Origin of the sequence: Streptomyces sp. NPDC059371, from assembly GCF_042751995.1 — a bacterium.
Taxonomy (GTDB): Bacteria; Actinomycetota; Actinomycetes; order Streptomycetales; family Streptomycetaceae; genus Streptomyces.
Window position 1 is genome coordinate 1 of record NZ_JBHYXD010000076.1, and the last position, 15,485, is coordinate 15,485.

Sequence of the window (15,485 nt, forward strand, 5' to 3'; positions counted from 1 at the left end):
CTATTCACCCCCACACCCCCCCCCCCCAGATCCCGCGCGTTTTGGGGGTCTCGTTTTTGTTTATAAGCGCCCGCTTCCGGGGGCCCGCAGAACGGATCCTGCTGGTTCGCACAAAGCCGCCGGGGTGGCCGGAACCGTCAAGTTCCGGCCACCCCGGCGGCACGTTTCTGCTGAGCTGTCCTAAGGGGTTCAGCCCTCGTCGTGGGCGACCGCGCGGCGCGCGTCCGCGTCCAGGACGCCCCAGCTGATGAGCTGCTCGGTCAGGACCGAGGGGGACTGGTCGTAGATCACGGCGAGGGTGCGCAGGTCGTCCTGGCGGATCGAGAGCACCTTGCCGTTGTAGTCGCCGCGCTGCGACTGGATCGTCGCCGCGTAGCGCTGCAGCGGGCCCGCCTTCTCGGCCGGCACGTGCGCGAGCCGCTCGAGGTCGAGGACCAGCTTCGGCGGCGGCTCGGCGGCCCCGCCCGGAGTGGTGCCCGGCAGCAGCTCCTGGACCGGAACCCCGTAGAAGTCCGCCAGCTCGGCAAGACGCTGCACGGTGACGGCGCGGTCGCCGCGCTCGTACGAACCGACCACGACCGCCTTCCAGCGGCCCTGCGACTTCTCCTCCACGCCATGGAGGGAAAGGCCCTGCTGGGTGCGGATCGCGCGGAGCTTGGCCCCGAGCTGTTTGGCGTATTCGCTGGACATATAGCTCCCCGGACGCTGTATCAACGTGCGGCTCCGCCGCGCGGCTGGTGACTCACTGTGAGGTTACGCAGCGTTACACTCCCCCGTCAAGCCGAAGGATTTTCGACCGCTCCCGGGCGGGCGTCACGGCGGGGTGGCTCAAACCGATGTGATCAGCGGCGTCGCGGGGCTGGTACCGTTGATGGCGCAAATCCGACGTCCTTTAATGATCCGTCCCGTGAGGCGGAGAAGGAGGTCCGTTTCCCATGGACACTCAGCACGACAAGCAGCACGACGAAGCCGAAGCGCGGCCCGTTCTGGAGGCGCCCGACATCGCGCGGGTGCTGACCCGCATCGCCCACGAGATCGTCGAACGCGCCAAGGGCGCCGACGACGTGGTGCTCCTCGGCATTCCGACCCGCGGCGTCTTCCTGGCCCGCAGGCTGGCCGACAAGCTCGAAGAGATCACCGACCGCAAGATCCCGGTCGGATCCCTCGACATCACGATGTACCGCGACGACCTGCGCATGCATCCGCCGCGCGCGCTGGCCCGCACCGAGATCCCCGGTGACGGCATCGACGGCCGTCTCGTCGTCCTCGTCGACGACGTGCTCTTCTCCGGCCGCACCATCCGCGCCGCGCTCGACGCGCTGAACGACATCGGACGCCCGCGCGCCGTGCAGCTCGCCGTCCTCGTCGACCGGGGCCACCGCGAACTGCCCATCCGCGCCGACTACGTCGGCAAGAACCTCCCCACGTCGTTGCGGGAGACGGTCAAGGTCCAGCTCGCCGAGGAGGACGGTCGCGACACCGTGCTGCTCGGTGCCAAGCGGACCTCCCCGGGCGAGCGCCAGTAGCACTCCGGCCCACGCCGCGATGTGCGCTCCCGCGCGCCCGCATGCCCGAATCCTCCCTGAACTTCCTTACGGAGCCTGACAGATGCAGCGTCATCTCATCTCGGCCGCCGACCTCACCCGCGACGACGCCGTCCTGATCCTCGACACCGCCGAGGAGATGGCCCGGGTCGCCGACCGGCCGATCAAGAAACTGCCGACCCTGCGCGGCCGCACCGTCGTCAACCTCTTCTTCGAGGACTCGACCCGTACCCGGATCTCCTTCGAGGCCGCCGAGAAGCGCCTCTCCGCGGACGTCATCAACTTCACCGCCAAGGGATCGAGCGTCTCCAAGGGCGAGTCCCTCAAGGACACCGCCCAGACCCTGGAGGCGATGGGCGTCGATGCCGTCGTCATCCGGCACGGCGCCTCGGGAGCCCCCTACCGGCTCGCCACCTCCGGCTGGATCGACGCCGCCGTCATCAACGCGGGCGACGGCACCCACCAGCACCCCACGCAGGCCCTGCTCGACGCCTTCACCATGCGCCGCCGGCTCGTCGGCCGGGACGCCGGACTCGGCCAGGACCTGTCCGGCAAGCACATCACGATCGTCGGCGACGTCCTGCACAGCCGCGTCGCCCGCTCCAACGTCGACCTGCTGCACACCCTCGGGGCCGAGGTCACCCTCGTCGCGCCGCCCACCCTGGTGCCGGTCGGCGTCGAGAACTGGCCCTGCGAGATCTCGTACGACCTCGACAGCACCCTCTCCAAGTCCGACGCCGTGATGATGCTGCGCGTGCAGCGCGAGCGGATGAACGCGGCGTTCTTCCCGACCGAGCGCGAGTACTCGCGTCGCTACGGGCTCGACGGCGAGCGCATGGCGAGAATGCCGGAGCACGCCATCGTGATGCACCCCGGCCCGATGGTCCGCGGCATGGAGATCACCGCCGAGGTCGCCGACTCCGAGCGCTGCACCGTCGTCGAGCAGGTCGCCAACGGTGTCTCCATCCGCATGGCCGTCCTGTACCTGCTCCTGGGCGGCAACGAGCCCGCCGTCACCCACACCCGTACCGAGGAGAAGTAAGACCATGAGCAAGATCCTTATCCGTGGTGCGCGGGTGCTCGGCGGCGAGCCGCAGGACGTCCTGATCGACGGCGAGGTGATCGAGGCCGTCGGCACCGGGCTGTCCGCCGAGGGCGCGGAGGTCGTGGAGGCCGTCGGCAAGGTGCTGCTGCCGGGGCTGGTCGACCTGCACACGCATCTGCGCGAGCCCGGCCGCGAGGACTCCGAGACCGTGCTGACCGGCACCCGGGCGGCGGCGAGCGGCGGCTTCACGGCCGTGTTCGCCATGGCCAACACCTTCCCGGTCGCCGACACCGCCGGTGTGGTCGAGCAGGTCTACCGGCTCGGCCAGGAACACGGCTACTGCGACGTGCAGCCGATCGGCGCCGTCACCGTCGGCCTGGAGGGCAAGAAGCTCGCCGAGCTCGGCGCCATGCACGAGTCCGCCGCCGGCGTCACGGTCTTCTCCGACGACGGCAAGTGCGTCGACGACGCGGTGATCATGCGCCGCGCGCTGGAGTACGTGAAGGCCTTCGGCGGTGTCGTCGCCCAGCACGCCCAGGAGCCCCGCCTCACCGAGGGCGCCCAGATGAACGAGGGCGTCGTCTCCGCCGAGCTCGGACTCGGCGGCTGGCCGGCGGTGGCCGAGGAGTCGATCATCGCCCGGGACGTCCTGCTCGCCGAGCACGTCGGCTCCCGCGTCCACATCTGCCACCTGTCGACCGCCGGCTCCGTCGAGATCGTCCGCTGGGCAAAGTCCCGCGGCATCGACGTCACCGCCGAGGTCACCCCGCACCACCTGCTCCTGACCGACGAGCTGGTGCGGTCGTACAACCCGGTCTACAAGGTCAACCCGCCGCTGCGCACCGAACGCGACGTCATGGCGCTGCGCGAGGCGCTGGCCGACGGCACGATCGACATCGTCGCCACCGACCACGCGCCGCACCCGCACGAGGACAAGGACTGCGAGTGGGCCGCCGCCGCCATGGGCATGGTCGGCCTTGAGACCGCGCTGTCCGTCGTCCAGCAGACGATGATCGAGACCGGACTGCTCGACTGGGCCGGCGTCGCCGACCGCATGTCCGTGAAGCCCGCCGCGATCGGCCGGGCCACCGGCCACGGACGTCCCGTCTCGGCAGGTGAGCCCGCCAACCTCACGCTCGTCGACACGGCATACCGTGGGAGCGTGGACCCCGCTGGCTTCGCCTCGCGCAGCCGCAACACCCCCTACGAGGGCCGTGAGCTGCCGGGCCGGGTCACCCACACCTGGCTGCGGGGCAAGGCCACCCTCGTCGACGGGAAGCTCGCGTGACACCTCACCTCTCCATCGCCGCCGCCCAGAAGTCCGCGGAAGTGACCGACTGGTCCGCCCGGATCGGCTGGCTCGTCGGCCTCGCCCTCTTCGTCGCGCTCGTCTACTGGCTGATGCGCGAGGGCTGGAAGTGGCGCGGCACCCTCCAGGGCGACCTGCCCGAGCTCCCCACCGCGCCGGAAGACACCGGCCCGGCCAGACTGAGCATGAGCGGCCGCTACCACGGCTCCACCACCGCCGGGCAGTGGCTCGACCGCATCGTGGCGCACGGCCTGGGCACCCGCAGCCGGGCCGAGCTCACCCTGACGGACGCGGGTCTCGACGTCGTACGCCCCGGAGCGCACGACTTCTTCATCCCGGCCGCGCAGCTTCGCGAGGCCCGGCTCGACAAGGGCATCGCGGGCAAGGTCCTCACCGAGGGCGGACTCCTCGTGGTGACCTGGGCGCACGGCGACCGGCTCCTCGACTCCGGATTCCGCTCGGACCGCGCGGCCGAGCACAACGAATGGGCCGACACCCTGAACGACATGATCAACAAGACGGAAACGGAAGGCGCACGATGACGACCTCCACTCAGGGGAACGCCTCACAGAGGGAGAAGGCGCTTCCCGCCGTACTCGTCCTGGAGGACGGCCGGGTCTTCCGCGGCCGCTCCTACGGGGCCGTGGGGGCGACCTTCGGCGAAGCGGTGTTCTCCACCGGCATGACCGGCTACCAGGAGACCCTCACCGACCCGTCCTACCACCGCCAGGTCGTCGTGATGACCGCCCCGCACGTCGGCAACACCGGCGTCAACGACGAGGACCCCGAGTCGCGGCGGATCTGGGTCGCCGGATACGTCGTCCGCGACCCCGCGCGCGTGTCCTCCAACTGGCGCTCGCGCCGCTCGCTCGACGAGGAACTGCGCAACCAGGGTGTCGTCGGCATCAGCGGCATCGACACCCGCGCCCTGACCCGCCACCTGCGCGAGCGCGGCGCCATGCGCGTCGGCATCTTCTCCGGCAACGCGCTGCCCGACGCGGGCACCATGCTCGCCGAGGTGCGCCAGGCGCCCGAGATGAAGGGCGCGAACCTCGCCGCCGAGGTCGCCACCAAGGAGACGTACGTCGTCCCCGCCATCGGCCCCGACGGCGAAGCCGTCCCGGTCGGCAAGGCGAAGTTCACCGTCGCCGCCGTCGACCTGGGCATCAAGGGCATGACCCCGCACCGGATGGCCGAACGCGGCATCGAGGTGCACGTCCTGCCCGCGACGGCCACCGCCGAGGACATCTACGCCGTGAACCCGGACGGCGTCTTCTTCTCCAACGGCCCCGGTGACCCGGCCACCGCCGACGGTCCCGTCGCCGTCATGAAGGAAGTCCTCGCCCGCAGGACCCCGCTCTTCGGCATCTGCTTCGGCAACCAGATCCTCGGCCGCGCCCTCGGCTTCGGCACGTACAAGCTGAAGTACGGCCACCGCGGCATCAACCAGCCCGTGCAGGACCGCACCACCGGCAAGGTCGAGGTCACCGCGCACAACCACGGCTTCGCCGTCGACGCCCCGCTCGACGAGGTCTCCCAGACCCCCTTCGGCCGCGTCGAGGTCTCCCACGTCTGCCTCAACGACAACGTGGTGGAGGGCCTCCAGCTGCTCGACCAGCCGGCCTTCAGCGTCCAGTACCACCCCGAAGCGGCGGCGGGGCCGCACGACGCCGCCTACCTGTTCGACCGCTTCACGTCTTTGATGGAAACAGTCCCGATGGAGGGCCAGCGTGCCTAAGCGCACCGATATCCAGTCCGTCCTGGTCATCGGCTCCGGCCCGATCGTCATCGGCCAGGCCGCCGAGTTCGACTACTCCGGCACCCAGGCGTGCCGCGTCCTGCGCGCCGAGGGCCTGCGGGTCATCCTCGTCAACTCCAACCCGGCGACGATCATGACCGACCCGGAGATCGCCGACGCCACCTACGTCGAGCCGATCACCCCCGAGTTCGTCGAGAAGATCATCGCCAAGGAGCGCCCCGACGTCCTGCTGCCGACGCTCGGCGGCCAGACGGCCCTCAACACCGCGATCTCCATGCACGAGCAGGGTGTGCTGGAGAAGTACGGCGTCGAACTGATCGGCGCCAACATCGAGGCGATCAACAAGGGCGAGGACCGCGAGCTCTTCAAGGGTGTCGTCGAGGCCGTCCGCGAGAAGATCGGCCACGGCGAGTCCGCCCGGTCGGTCATCTGCCACACCATGGACGACGTCATCCAGGGCGTCGACACACTCGGCGGCTACCCCGTCGTCGTCCGCCCCTCCTTCACCATGGGCGGCGCCGGCTCCGGCTTCGCCCACGACGAGGACGAGCTGCGCCGCATCGCCGGCCAGGGCCTCACGCTCTCCCCGACCACCGAGGTGCTCCTGGAGGAGTCCATCCTCGGCTGGAAGGAGTACGAGCTGGAGCTGATGCGCGACAAGAACGACAACGTCGTGGTCGTCTGCTCCATCGAGAACTTCGACCCGATGGGCGTCCACACCGGCGACTCCATCACCGTCGCCCCGGCCATGACGCTCACCGACCGCGAGTACCAGCGGCTGCGCGACATCGGCATCGCGATCATCCGCGAGGTCGGCGTCGACACCGGCGGCTGCAACATCCAGTTCGCGGTCAACCCCGAAGACGGCCGCATCATCGTCATCGAGATGAACCCGCGCGTCTCGCGGTCCTCGGCGCTCGCCTCCAAGGCGACCGGCTTCCCGATCGCCAAGATCGCCGCCAAGCTCGCCGTCGGCTACACGCTCGACGAGATCCCGAACGACATCACCGAGAAGACCCCGGCCTCCTTCGAGCCGACCCTCGACTACGTCGTCGTGAAGGCCCCGCGCTTCGCCTTCGAGAAGTTCCCCTCCGCCGACTCCACCCTCACGACCACCATGAAGTCGGTCGGCGAGGCCATGGCGATCGGCCGCAACTTCACCGAGGCGCTGCAGAAGGCGCTGCGCTCGCTGGAGAAGAAGGGCAGCCAGTTCACGTTCGTGGGCGAACCCGGTGACAAGGCCGCGCTGCTGCGCGAGGCCGTCCGCCCCACGGACGGCCGCATCAACTCCGTCATGCAGGCCATCCGCGCGGGCGCCACCCCCGAGGAGGTCTTCGAGTCCACGAAGATCGACCCGTGGTTCGTCGACCAGCTCTTCCTGATCAAGGAGACCGCGGACGAGCTGGCCGCCGCCGACAAGCTCTACCCCGAGCTGCTCGCCGAGGCCAAGCGGCACGGCTTCTCCGACGCCCAGATCGCCGAGATCCGCGGGCTGCGCGAGGACGTCGTCCGCGAGGTGCGGCACGCGCTGGGCGTGCGCCCGGTCTACAAGACGGTCGACACCTGCGCCGCCGAGTTCGCCGCGAACACGCCGTACTTCTACTCCTCCTACGACGAGGAGACCGAGGTCGCGCCCCGCGAGAAGCCCGCGGTGATCATCCTGGGCTCCGGCCCGAACCGCATCGGCCAGGGCATCGAGTTCGACTACTCCTGCGTCCACGCCTCCTTCGCGCTCAGCGAGGCGGGCTACGAGACCGTGATGGTCAACTGCAACCCCGAGACCGTCTCCACGGACTACGACACCTCCGACCGCCTGTACTTCGAGCCGCTGACGCTGGAAGACGTGCTGGAGATCGTCCACGCGGAGTCGCTGGCCGGTCCGATCGCCGGTGTGATCGTGCAGCTCGGCGGCCAGACCCCGCTCGGCCTGGCACAGGCGCTCAAGGACAACGGCGTGCCGATCGTGGGCACCCCGCCCGAGGCGATCCACGCCGCCGAGGACCGCGGCGCCTTCGGGCGGGTCCTCGCGGAGGCGGGCCTGCCGGCCCCCAAGCACGGCACCGCCACCACCTTCGCCGAGGCCAAGGCCATCGCCGACGAGATCGGCTACCCCGTCCTGGTCCGGCCCTCGTACGTCCTCGGCGGCCGCGGCATGGAGATCGTGTACGACGAGACGCGGCTGTCCTCGTACATCGCCGAGTCGACCGAGATCAGCCCCTCCCGGCCGGTGCTCGTCGACCGCTTCCTCGACGACGCGATCGAGATCGACGTCGACGCGCTGTACGACGGCGAGGAGCTCTACCTCGGCGGCGTCATGGAGCACATCGAGGAGGCCGGCATCCACTCCGGCGACTCGGCGTGCGCCCTGCCCCCGATCACCCTCGGCGGCTTCGACATCAAGCGGCTGCGCGCCTCGACCGAGGCCATCGCCAAGGGCGTCGGCGTCCGCGGCCTGATCAACATCCAGTTCGCGATGGCCGGGGACATCCTCTACGTCCTCGAGGCCAACCCGCGCGCCTCGCGCACCGTCCCCTTCACCTCGAAGGCGACCGCGGTGCCGCTCGCGAAGGCCGCTGCCCGCATCTCGCTGGGCGCGACCGTCGCCGAGCTGCGCGCCGAGGGCCTGCTTCCGGCGAACGGCGACGGCGGCACGCTGCCGCTCGACGCGCCGATCTCCGTCAAGGAGGCCGTCATGCCGTGGTCGCGCTTCCGCGACATCCACGGCCGCGGCGTCGACACGGTGCTCGGCCCAGAGATGCGCTCCACCGGCGAGGTCATGGGCATCGACTCGGTGTTCGGCACCGCGTACGCCAAGTCGCAGGCCGGCGCGTACGGCCCGCTGCCCACCAAGGGCCGCGCCTTCATCTCGGTCGCCAACCGCGACAAGCGCTCGATGATCTTCCCGGCGCGTGAACTCGTCGCCCACGGCTTCGAGCTGATGGCCACCTCCGGCACGGCCGAGGTGCTCAAGCGCAACGGCATCCACGCCACGATCGTGCGCAAGCAGAGCGAGGGCGAGGGCCCGAACGGCGAGAAGACCATCGTCCAGCTCATCCACGACGGCGAGGTCGACCTCATCGTCAACACCCCGTACGGCACCGGCGGCCGCCTCGACGGCTACGAGATCCGCACCGCGGCCGTGGCCCGCTCGGTCCCGTGCCTGACGACGGTGCAGGCGCTCGCCGCCGCCGTCCAGGGCATCGACGCGCTCAACCACGGAGACGTGGGCGTGCGCTCGCTCCAGGAACACGCCGAGCATCTGACCGCGGCGCGCGACTAGCGGCCCCGAGGGGGACACCGGAAACGGTGTCCCCCTCTTCATGCGGCCCCCTGCCCCTTCAAGAGGCGCCCCTCACCGGGCTCTTTCGAGGACATGATCATGTACAAGCTCTTCTTCGACCTGGTCTTCAAGCGGATGGACCCGGAGCAGGCCCACCACCTCGCCTTCCGCTGGATCCGGCTCGTCGCCCGTGTTCCCGTCCTGCGCACCTTCGTCGCCGCCGTGCTCGCGCCCCGCCACAAGGAGCTGCGCACCGAGGCGCTCGGCCTGCGCATGCACGGGCCCTTCGGCCTCGCGGCGGGCTTCGACAAGAACGCCGTGGCCATCGACGGGATGTCGATGCTCGGTTTCGACCACATCGAGATCGGCACGGTCACCGGGGAGCCCCAGCCGGGCAACCCCAAGAAGCGGCTGTTCCGCCTCGTGCCGGACCGCGCGCTGATCAACCGCATGGGATTCAACAACGAGGGCTCCGCGGCCGTCTCCGAGCGCCTGGCGGCCCGTACGCCCGTGTTCAGGACCGTCGTGGGCGTCAACATCGGCAAGACCAAGACCGTCCCCGAGGCGGAGGCCGTCGGCGACTACGTGAAGTCCACCGAGCGCCTCGCCCGGCACGCCGACTACCTCGTCGTGAACGTGTCGTCCCCGAACACCCCCGGCCTGCGCAACCTCCAGGCCACCGAGGCACTGCGTCCGCTGCTCAGCGCGGTGCGCGAGGCCGCCGACCGCGCCGTCACGGACCGGCGCGTCCCGCTGCTCGTCAAGATCGCGCCCGACCTCGCCGACGAGGACGTCGACGCGGTCGCCGACCTCGCCGTCGAACTCGGCCTGGACGGGATCATCGCCACGAACACCACCATCGCCCGCGAGGGACTCGGGCTGACGTCCGACCCCTCCGTGGTGAAGGAGACCGGCGGTCTCTCCGGCGCGCCGCTCAAGGCACGCTCCCTGGAGGTCCTGAGGCGCCTCTACGCGCGCGTGGGCGACCGGATCACCCTGGTGGGCGTCGGCGGCGTAGAGAACGCCGAGGACGCCTGGCAGCGCATCCTGGCCGGCGCCACGCTGGTCCAGGGCTACAGCGCCTTCATCTACGAAGGCCCCTTCTGGGGCCGCGCCGTCCACAAGGGACTCGCCGCCCGCCTGCGGACGAGCCCGTACGCCACCCTCGCCGACGCGGTCGGCGCCGACGTGAGGAAGCCCGTATGAGCCTGGAACCCTTCGGCGCGCGCCTTCGCCGCGCCATGGACGAGCGCGGTCCCCTGTGCGTGGGCATCGACCCGCACGCCTCCCTGCTCGCCGACTGGGGGCTCGGCGACGACATCGCGGGCCTGGAGCGCTTCAGCCGTACGGTCGTCGAGGCGCTCGCCGAGCGCGTCGCCGTCCTCAAGCCGCAGAGCGCGTTCTTCGAGCGGTTCGGCTCGCGCGGGATCGCCGTCCTGGAGAAGTCCGTCGAACAGGCACGGGCGGCCGGCGCGCTGGTCGTGATGGACGCCAAGCGCGGCGACATCGGCTCGACCATGGCCGCGTACGCCGAGACCTTCCTGCGCAAGGACGCGCCGCTCTTCTCGGACGCGCTGACGGTGTCGCCCTATCTCGGCTACGGCTCGCTGAAGCCCGCGGTGGAGCTGGCGCGCGAGAGCGGGGCCGGGCTCTTCGTGCTCGCGCTCACCTCCAACCCGGAGGGCGGCGAGGTGCAGCACGCCGTGCGCGCGGACGGACGGAACGTCGGAGCGACGATGCTCGGGCATCTGGCCGCGGAGAACGCGGACGAGAGGCCGCTCGGGTCCTTCGGGGCGGTCGTCGGCGCGACCCTGGGCGATCTCTCCTCCTACGACCTGGAGATCAACGGCCCGCTCCTCGCGCCCGGCATCAGTGCCCAGGGAGCGACCGCGGCCGATCTGGCGGGCGTCTTCGGGTCCGCCGTGCGCAACGTCGTCCCGAACGTGAGCCGGGGTGTTCTGCGTCACGGTCCCGACGTCATGGCCCTGCGGGAGTCGGCCGAGGGGTTCGCGGAGGAGATCAGGGCGGCCGTCGCGGCGGCCTGAGCGTTCCGACAGCCGTTCGAGAGGCCTCCGAGGAGTGCCTTCGGGAGTCCCCAAGTCTGGATACACCCTCAAATCCGGGGAGGTATGTCGTAAATGTCGGGCTCCAGGGAGGCTGACCAGGACTTTTCCTCTGTTCTCGCTGACTCCGGCGCACTTGCCCGCTAGTCTCCGTCGAGTGGGAGCGCCTCCCGGGCCGTCAAGGCAGCAGGGAGAACGGGCGAGCATGTTGCCCGGGGCTCCTCGGTGTGGGGCGACTAGGTTCCGCACCGGTCCCTATCCGACAGTTCGACATCCGAGGTGACGTAGGCGTGGCTCTTCCGCCCCTTACCCCTGAACAGCGCGCAGCCGCGCTCGAAAAGGCCGCCGCGGCTCGCCGGGAGCGGGCCGAGGTCAAGAATCGACTCAAGCACTCCGGCGCCTCTCTTCACGAGGTCATCAAGCAGGGCCAGGAGAACGACGTCGTCGGCAAGATGAAGGTCTCCGCTCTCCTGGAGTCCCTGCCGGGCGTGGGCAAGGTCCGCGCCAAGCAGATCATGGAGCGACTCGGGATCTCCGAGAGCCGCCGCGTTCGCGGTCTCGGCTCGAACCAGATCGCCTCTTTGGAGCGCGAGTTCGGTGGTTCCGGCGCCTGAGTCCTGGACACACCAGGATTGCTGGAATAATCGCTGCATGGCTGTAACACCCCGGGGGACGTCCCCCGTACCCCCGGACGCACGTCCGCGGCTGACCGTGCTCTCCGGCCCCTCGGGGGTCGGCAAGAGCACGGTCGTCGCTCATATGCGCAAAGCACACCCCGAGCTCTGGCTCTCGGTGTCGGCGACGACCCGCAAGCCGCGCCCCGGTGAGAAGCACGGAGTCCACTACTTCTTCGTCTCCGACGACGAGATGGACAAGCTGATCGCCAACGGTGAGCTCCTGGAGTGGGCCGAATTCGCCGGCAACCGCTACGGCACCCCGCGTGCCGCGGTGATGGAGCACCTGGAGTCGGGCAAGCCGGTCCTCCTGGAGATCGACCTCCAGGGCGCGCGGCAGGTCCGCGAGTCCATGCGGGACGCGCTCCTCGTGTTCCTGGCCCCGCCCTCCTGGGAGGAACTGGTGCGCAGGCTCACCGGTCGGGGCACCGAACCGCCCGAGGTGATCGAGCGCCGCCTGGAGGCGGCCAAGGTCGAACTCGCCGCCGAGCCGGAGTTCGATGTCACCCTGGTCAACACCTCCGTCGAGGACGTGGCGCGCGAGCTGCTAGCCTTGGTGGAAGTTGTTTGATCTTTCAGGTCAATTTCCACCTTTCGGAAGGCAGAGCGTGTCCTCTTCCATCACTGCTCCCGAGGGCATCATCAACCCTCCGATCGACGAGCTCCTCGAGGCCACCGACTCGAAGTACAGCCTCGTGATCTACGCGGCCAAGCGAGCCCGTCAGATCAACGCGTACTACTCGCAGCTCGGCGAGGGCCTCCTCGAGTACGTCGGTCCGCTCGTCGACACCCACGTCCACGAGAAGCCGCTGTCGATCGCCCTGCGCGAGATCAACGCGGGTCTGCTGACCTCCGAGGCCGTCGAAGGCCCCGCTCAGTAGTCATTACATGCTCATCCCAGGCCCGGCGGCGCGACCGCCGGGCCTGTGGTGTGTCATGGAGTCGTACGTTTCCGAGCCCGGGGAGAGACGGTGTCCAAGCCCAAGGTCGTTCTGGGGGTCAGCGGTGGCATCGCCGCCTACAAGGCCTGTGAGCTGCTGCGACGACTGACCGAGTCGGGTCACGACGTACGTGTCGTGCCCACCGCCTCCGCGCTGAACTTCGTCGGCGCCGCCACCTGGTCCGCGCTCTCGGGCCACCCCGTGTCCACCGAGGTCTGGTCGGACGTCCACGAGGTCCCGCACGTCCGTATCGGGCAGCACGCCGACCTCGTGGTGGTCGCCCCCGCGACGGCCGACATGCTCGCCAAGGCCGCCCACGGGCTGGCCGACGACCTCCTCACCAACACCCTGCTCACCGCCCGCTGCCCGGTCGTGTTCGCACCCGCCATGCACACCGAGATGTGGGAGCACCCGGCGACCCGGGAGAACGTGGCGACCCTGCGGCGCCGCGGCGCCGTCGTCATCGAGCCCGCCGTGGGGCGCCTGACCGGCGTCGACACCGGCAAGGGGCGGCTGCCCGACCCGGGGGAGATCTTCGAGATCTGCCGCCGTGTCCTCGCCCGCGGTGTCACCGAGCCGGATCTCGCCGGACGGCATGTCGTCGTCAGCGCCGGCGGCACCCGTGAGCCCCTCGACCCGGTCCGCTTCCTCGGCAACCGCTCCTCCGGCAAGCAGGGCTACGCGCTCGCCCGTACGGCCGTCGCGCGCGGGGCCAGGGTCACCCTGATCGCCGCGAACACGGGTCTGCCGGACCCGGCCGGGGTCGACGTGATCCAGGTCGGCACCGCCGTGCAGATGCGCGAAGCCGTGCTGAAGGCGGTTTCGGACGCCGACGCCGTGGTCATGGCGGCCGCGGTCGCGGACTTCCGCCCCGGCACCTACGCGGCCGGGAAGATCAAGAAGAAGGACGGCGCGGAGCCGGAACCCATCGTTCTGGTCCGTAATCCGGACATCCTCGCGGAGATCTCCGCGGACCGCGCGCGCCCCGGCCAGGTCGTGGTGGGATTCGCCGCCGAGACCGACGACGTCCTGTCCAACGGACGGACGAAGCTGGAGCGCAAGGGCTGCGATCTGCTGGTGGTGAACGAGGTGGGGGAGCGCAAGACCTTCGGTTCCGAGGAGAACGAGGCGGTGGTGCTCGGAGCCGACGGGAGTGAGACCGCGGTGCCCTACGGACCCAAGGAAGCCTTGGCCGAGACGGTGTGGGACCTGGTGACACGCCGCCTGGTGTGAAACCTCTCCCGTCGCACCTGTCACACAAATCGCGCAAAATCGGGCGTGGCGACCCTGGCGGAGACCCATGGCCATGGCGCAGAATGCCCGTGCCGCAGGTCACAGGCCTTCCGAGAGGCGAGACAGGGGTCCCGCGGCCGAGTGCGACCGATAAACTGTTCTTGGACGACGCCGGGCGCAGCCCCCGGCCGTCCACCAATGATCAGCCAGCAGCCGCTGCAACCACAGGGAGCGTTGTGTCCCGTCGCCTGTTCACCTCGGAGTCCGTGACCGAGGGTCACCCCGACAAGATCGCTGACCAGATCAGCGACACCATTCTCGATGCCCTCCTGCGCGAGGACCCGACGTCCCGGGTCGCCGTGGAGACGCTCATCACCACCGGCCTGGTGCACGTGGCCGGAGAGGTCACGACCAAGGCGTACGCGCCGATCGCCCAGCTCGTCCGCGACAAGATCCTGGAGATCGGCTACGACTCGTCGAAGAAGGGCTTCGACGGGGCGTCCTGCGGCGTGTCGGTGTCGATCGGTTCCCAGTCCCCGGACATCGCCCAGGGTGTCGACACGGCGTACGAGTCCCGTGTCGAGGGCGACGAGGACGAGCTGGACAGGCAGGGCGCGGGCGACCAGGGCCTGATGTTCGGGTACGCCACCGACGAGACCCCGAACCTGATGCCGCTCCCGATCCACCTCGCGCACCGGCTCGCGCGCCGGCTGTCCGACGTCCGCAAGAACGGGACCATCCCGTACCTGCGCCCCGACGGCAAGACCCAGGTCACCATCGAGTACGACGGCGACAAGGCGGTCCGTCTGGACACCGTCGTCGTGTCCTCGCAGCACGCCTCGGACATCGACCTGGACTCCCTGCTCGCTCCCGACATCCGCGAGTTCGTGGTGGAGCCCGAGCTGAAGGCTCTCCTGGACGACGGCATCAAGCTGGAGACCGAGGGCTACCGCCTGCTGGTGAACCCGACCGGCCGCTTCGAGATCGGCGGCCCGATGGGCGACGCCGGCCTCACCGGCCGCAAGATCATCATCGACACGTACGGCGGCATGGCCCGCCACGGCGGCGGCGCCTTCTCCGGCAAGGACCCGTCCAAGGTCGACCGCTCCGCCGCCTACGCGATGCGCTGGGTCGCCAAGAACGTCGTCGCCGCGGGCCTCGCCTCGCGCTGCGAGGTCCAGGTCGCGTACGCGATCGGCAAGGCCGAGCCGGTGGGCCTGTTCGTCGAGACCTTCGGCACCGCCAAGGTGGACGCCGAGAAGATCGAGACCGCCATCACGGACGTCTTCGACCTCCGCCCGGCGGCCATCATCCGCGACCTCGACCTGCTCCGTCCGATCTACTCCCAGACCGCCGCCTACGGCCACTTCGGCCGTGAGCTGCCCGACTTCACGTGGGAGCGGACGGACCGGGTGGACGCGCTGCGCAAGGCCGCCGGCCTGTAGTCCGCGAAGGCTTCGTCAAGGCCGTGTGTGGGCCGCGGACCCCCGCCGCCGGCGGGTGGGCCCGGGGGAGAGGTGAGGCGTTTGCGGGGGGGGGGTGGGGGGGTTGGGGGGGGGGGGGCGTGTCTGTGTCGCCGCCCTGTCGCGGCGGGGTGTGGGGCCGGCCCCCGCGTCTCCGCCGTACCGAATCTGACG

At 70.1% G+C, this 15,485-nt stretch carries 14 protein-coding genes; 13 read left to right on the plus strand and 1 reads right to left on the minus strand.

Translation table 11 applies throughout. The annotated features are described in order from the left end of the window. Positions 1-189 precede the first annotated feature (189 nt). The gene (bldD, locus tag ACFXGX_RS31420; protein ID WP_037621142.1) at positions 190-690 is read right to left on the minus strand and encodes a transcriptional regulator BldD; all 501 of its coding nucleotides are present in this window, start codon (positions 688-690) and stop codon (positions 190-192) included. 245 nt (positions 691-935) lie between these two features. On the opposite strand from bldD, the gene pyrR reads away from it, so the two are divergent. The 13 genes from pyrR to metK all read left to right on the plus strand — a co-directional run bounded on the left by pyrR (position 936) and on the right by metK (position 15,293). Next, complete coding sequence (gene pyrR / locus ACFXGX_RS31425) at positions 936-1,526, plus strand: bifunctional pyr operon transcriptional regulator/uracil phosphoribosyltransferase PyrR (RefSeq protein ID WP_355771765.1); 591 nt, start codon at positions 936-938, stop codon at positions 1,524-1,526. Positions 1,527-1,608: 82 nt separating this feature from the next. Next, complete coding sequence (locus ACFXGX_RS31430) at positions 1,609-2,586, plus strand: aspartate carbamoyltransferase catalytic subunit (RefSeq protein WP_384797775.1); 978 nt, start codon at positions 1,609-1,611, stop codon at positions 2,584-2,586. Positions 2,587-2,590: 4 nt separating this feature from the next. Further along, positions 2,591-3,877 carry a dihydroorotase gene (locus ACFXGX_RS31435; protein WP_384797778.1) on the plus strand — a complete coding sequence of 429 codons (1,287 nt, stop codon included), beginning with the start codon at positions 2,591-2,593 and terminating at the stop codon, positions 3,875-3,877. Beyond that, positions 3,874-4,440 carry a hypothetical protein gene (locus tag ACFXGX_RS31440; protein ID WP_384797781.1) on the plus strand — a complete coding sequence of 189 codons (567 nt, stop codon included), beginning with the start codon at positions 3,874-3,876 and terminating at the stop codon, positions 4,438-4,440. Before ACFXGX_RS31435 ends, ACFXGX_RS31440 begins: the two co-directional genes overlap by 4 nt. Next, on the plus strand, positions 4,437-5,636 hold the full coding sequence (carA, locus tag ACFXGX_RS31445; protein ID WP_384797784.1) for a glutamine-hydrolyzing carbamoyl-phosphate synthase small subunit: 1,200 nt from the start codon (positions 4,437-4,439) through the stop codon (positions 5,634-5,636). The genes ACFXGX_RS31440 and carA overlap by 4 nt, the downstream gene beginning before the upstream one ends. After that, positions 5,629-8,937, plus strand: coding sequence for a carbamoyl-phosphate synthase large subunit (carB, locus tag ACFXGX_RS31450; RefSeq protein WP_384797787.1), 3,309 nt, complete (start codon positions 5,629-5,631; stop codon positions 8,935-8,937). The genes carA and carB overlap by 8 nt, the downstream gene beginning before the upstream one ends. 99 nt (positions 8,938-9,036) lie before the next feature. Further along, the gene (locus ACFXGX_RS31455; protein WP_384797790.1) at positions 9,037-10,143 is read left to right on the plus strand and encodes a quinone-dependent dihydroorotate dehydrogenase; all 1,107 of its coding nucleotides are present in this window, start codon (positions 9,037-9,039) and stop codon (positions 10,141-10,143) included. Continuing rightward, positions 10,140-10,982 carry an orotidine-5'-phosphate decarboxylase gene (gene pyrF / locus ACFXGX_RS31460; RefSeq protein ID WP_384797793.1) on the plus strand — a complete coding sequence of 281 codons (843 nt, stop codon included), beginning with the start codon at positions 10,140-10,142 and terminating at the stop codon, positions 10,980-10,982. The genes ACFXGX_RS31455 and pyrF overlap by 4 nt, the downstream gene beginning before the upstream one ends. A 308-nt stretch (positions 10,983-11,290) precedes the next feature. Continuing rightward, positions 11,291-11,614 carry an integration host factor gene (locus ACFXGX_RS31465; protein WP_081223334.1) on the plus strand — a complete coding sequence of 108 codons (324 nt, stop codon included), beginning with the start codon at positions 11,291-11,293 and terminating at the stop codon, positions 11,612-11,614. Between the two features lie 37 nt (positions 11,615-11,651). Further along, the gene (gene gmk, locus ACFXGX_RS31470; protein ID WP_384797797.1) at positions 11,652-12,245 is read left to right on the plus strand and encodes a guanylate kinase; all 594 of its coding nucleotides are present in this window, start codon (positions 11,652-11,654) and stop codon (positions 12,243-12,245) included. Positions 12,246-12,282: 37 nt separating this feature from the next. Then, positions 12,283-12,555: a DNA-directed RNA polymerase subunit omega gene (gene rpoZ, locus ACFXGX_RS31475; protein WP_003982715.1), complete on the plus strand. Its 273-nt coding sequence runs from the start codon at positions 12,283-12,285 to the stop codon at positions 12,553-12,555. A 90-nt stretch (positions 12,556-12,645) separates the two neighbouring features. Then, the gene (gene coaBC / locus ACFXGX_RS31480; protein ID WP_384797801.1) at positions 12,646-13,848 is read left to right on the plus strand and encodes a bifunctional phosphopantothenoylcysteine decarboxylase/phosphopantothenate--cysteine ligase CoaBC; all 1,203 of its coding nucleotides are present in this window, start codon (positions 12,646-12,648) and stop codon (positions 13,846-13,848) included. A 236-nt stretch (positions 13,849-14,084) separates the two neighbouring features. After that, positions 14,085-15,293: a methionine adenosyltransferase gene (metK, locus tag ACFXGX_RS31485; protein WP_328454579.1), complete on the plus strand. Its 1,209-nt coding sequence runs from the start codon at positions 14,085-14,087 to the stop codon at positions 15,291-15,293. Positions 15,294-15,485: the final 192 nt, after the last annotated feature.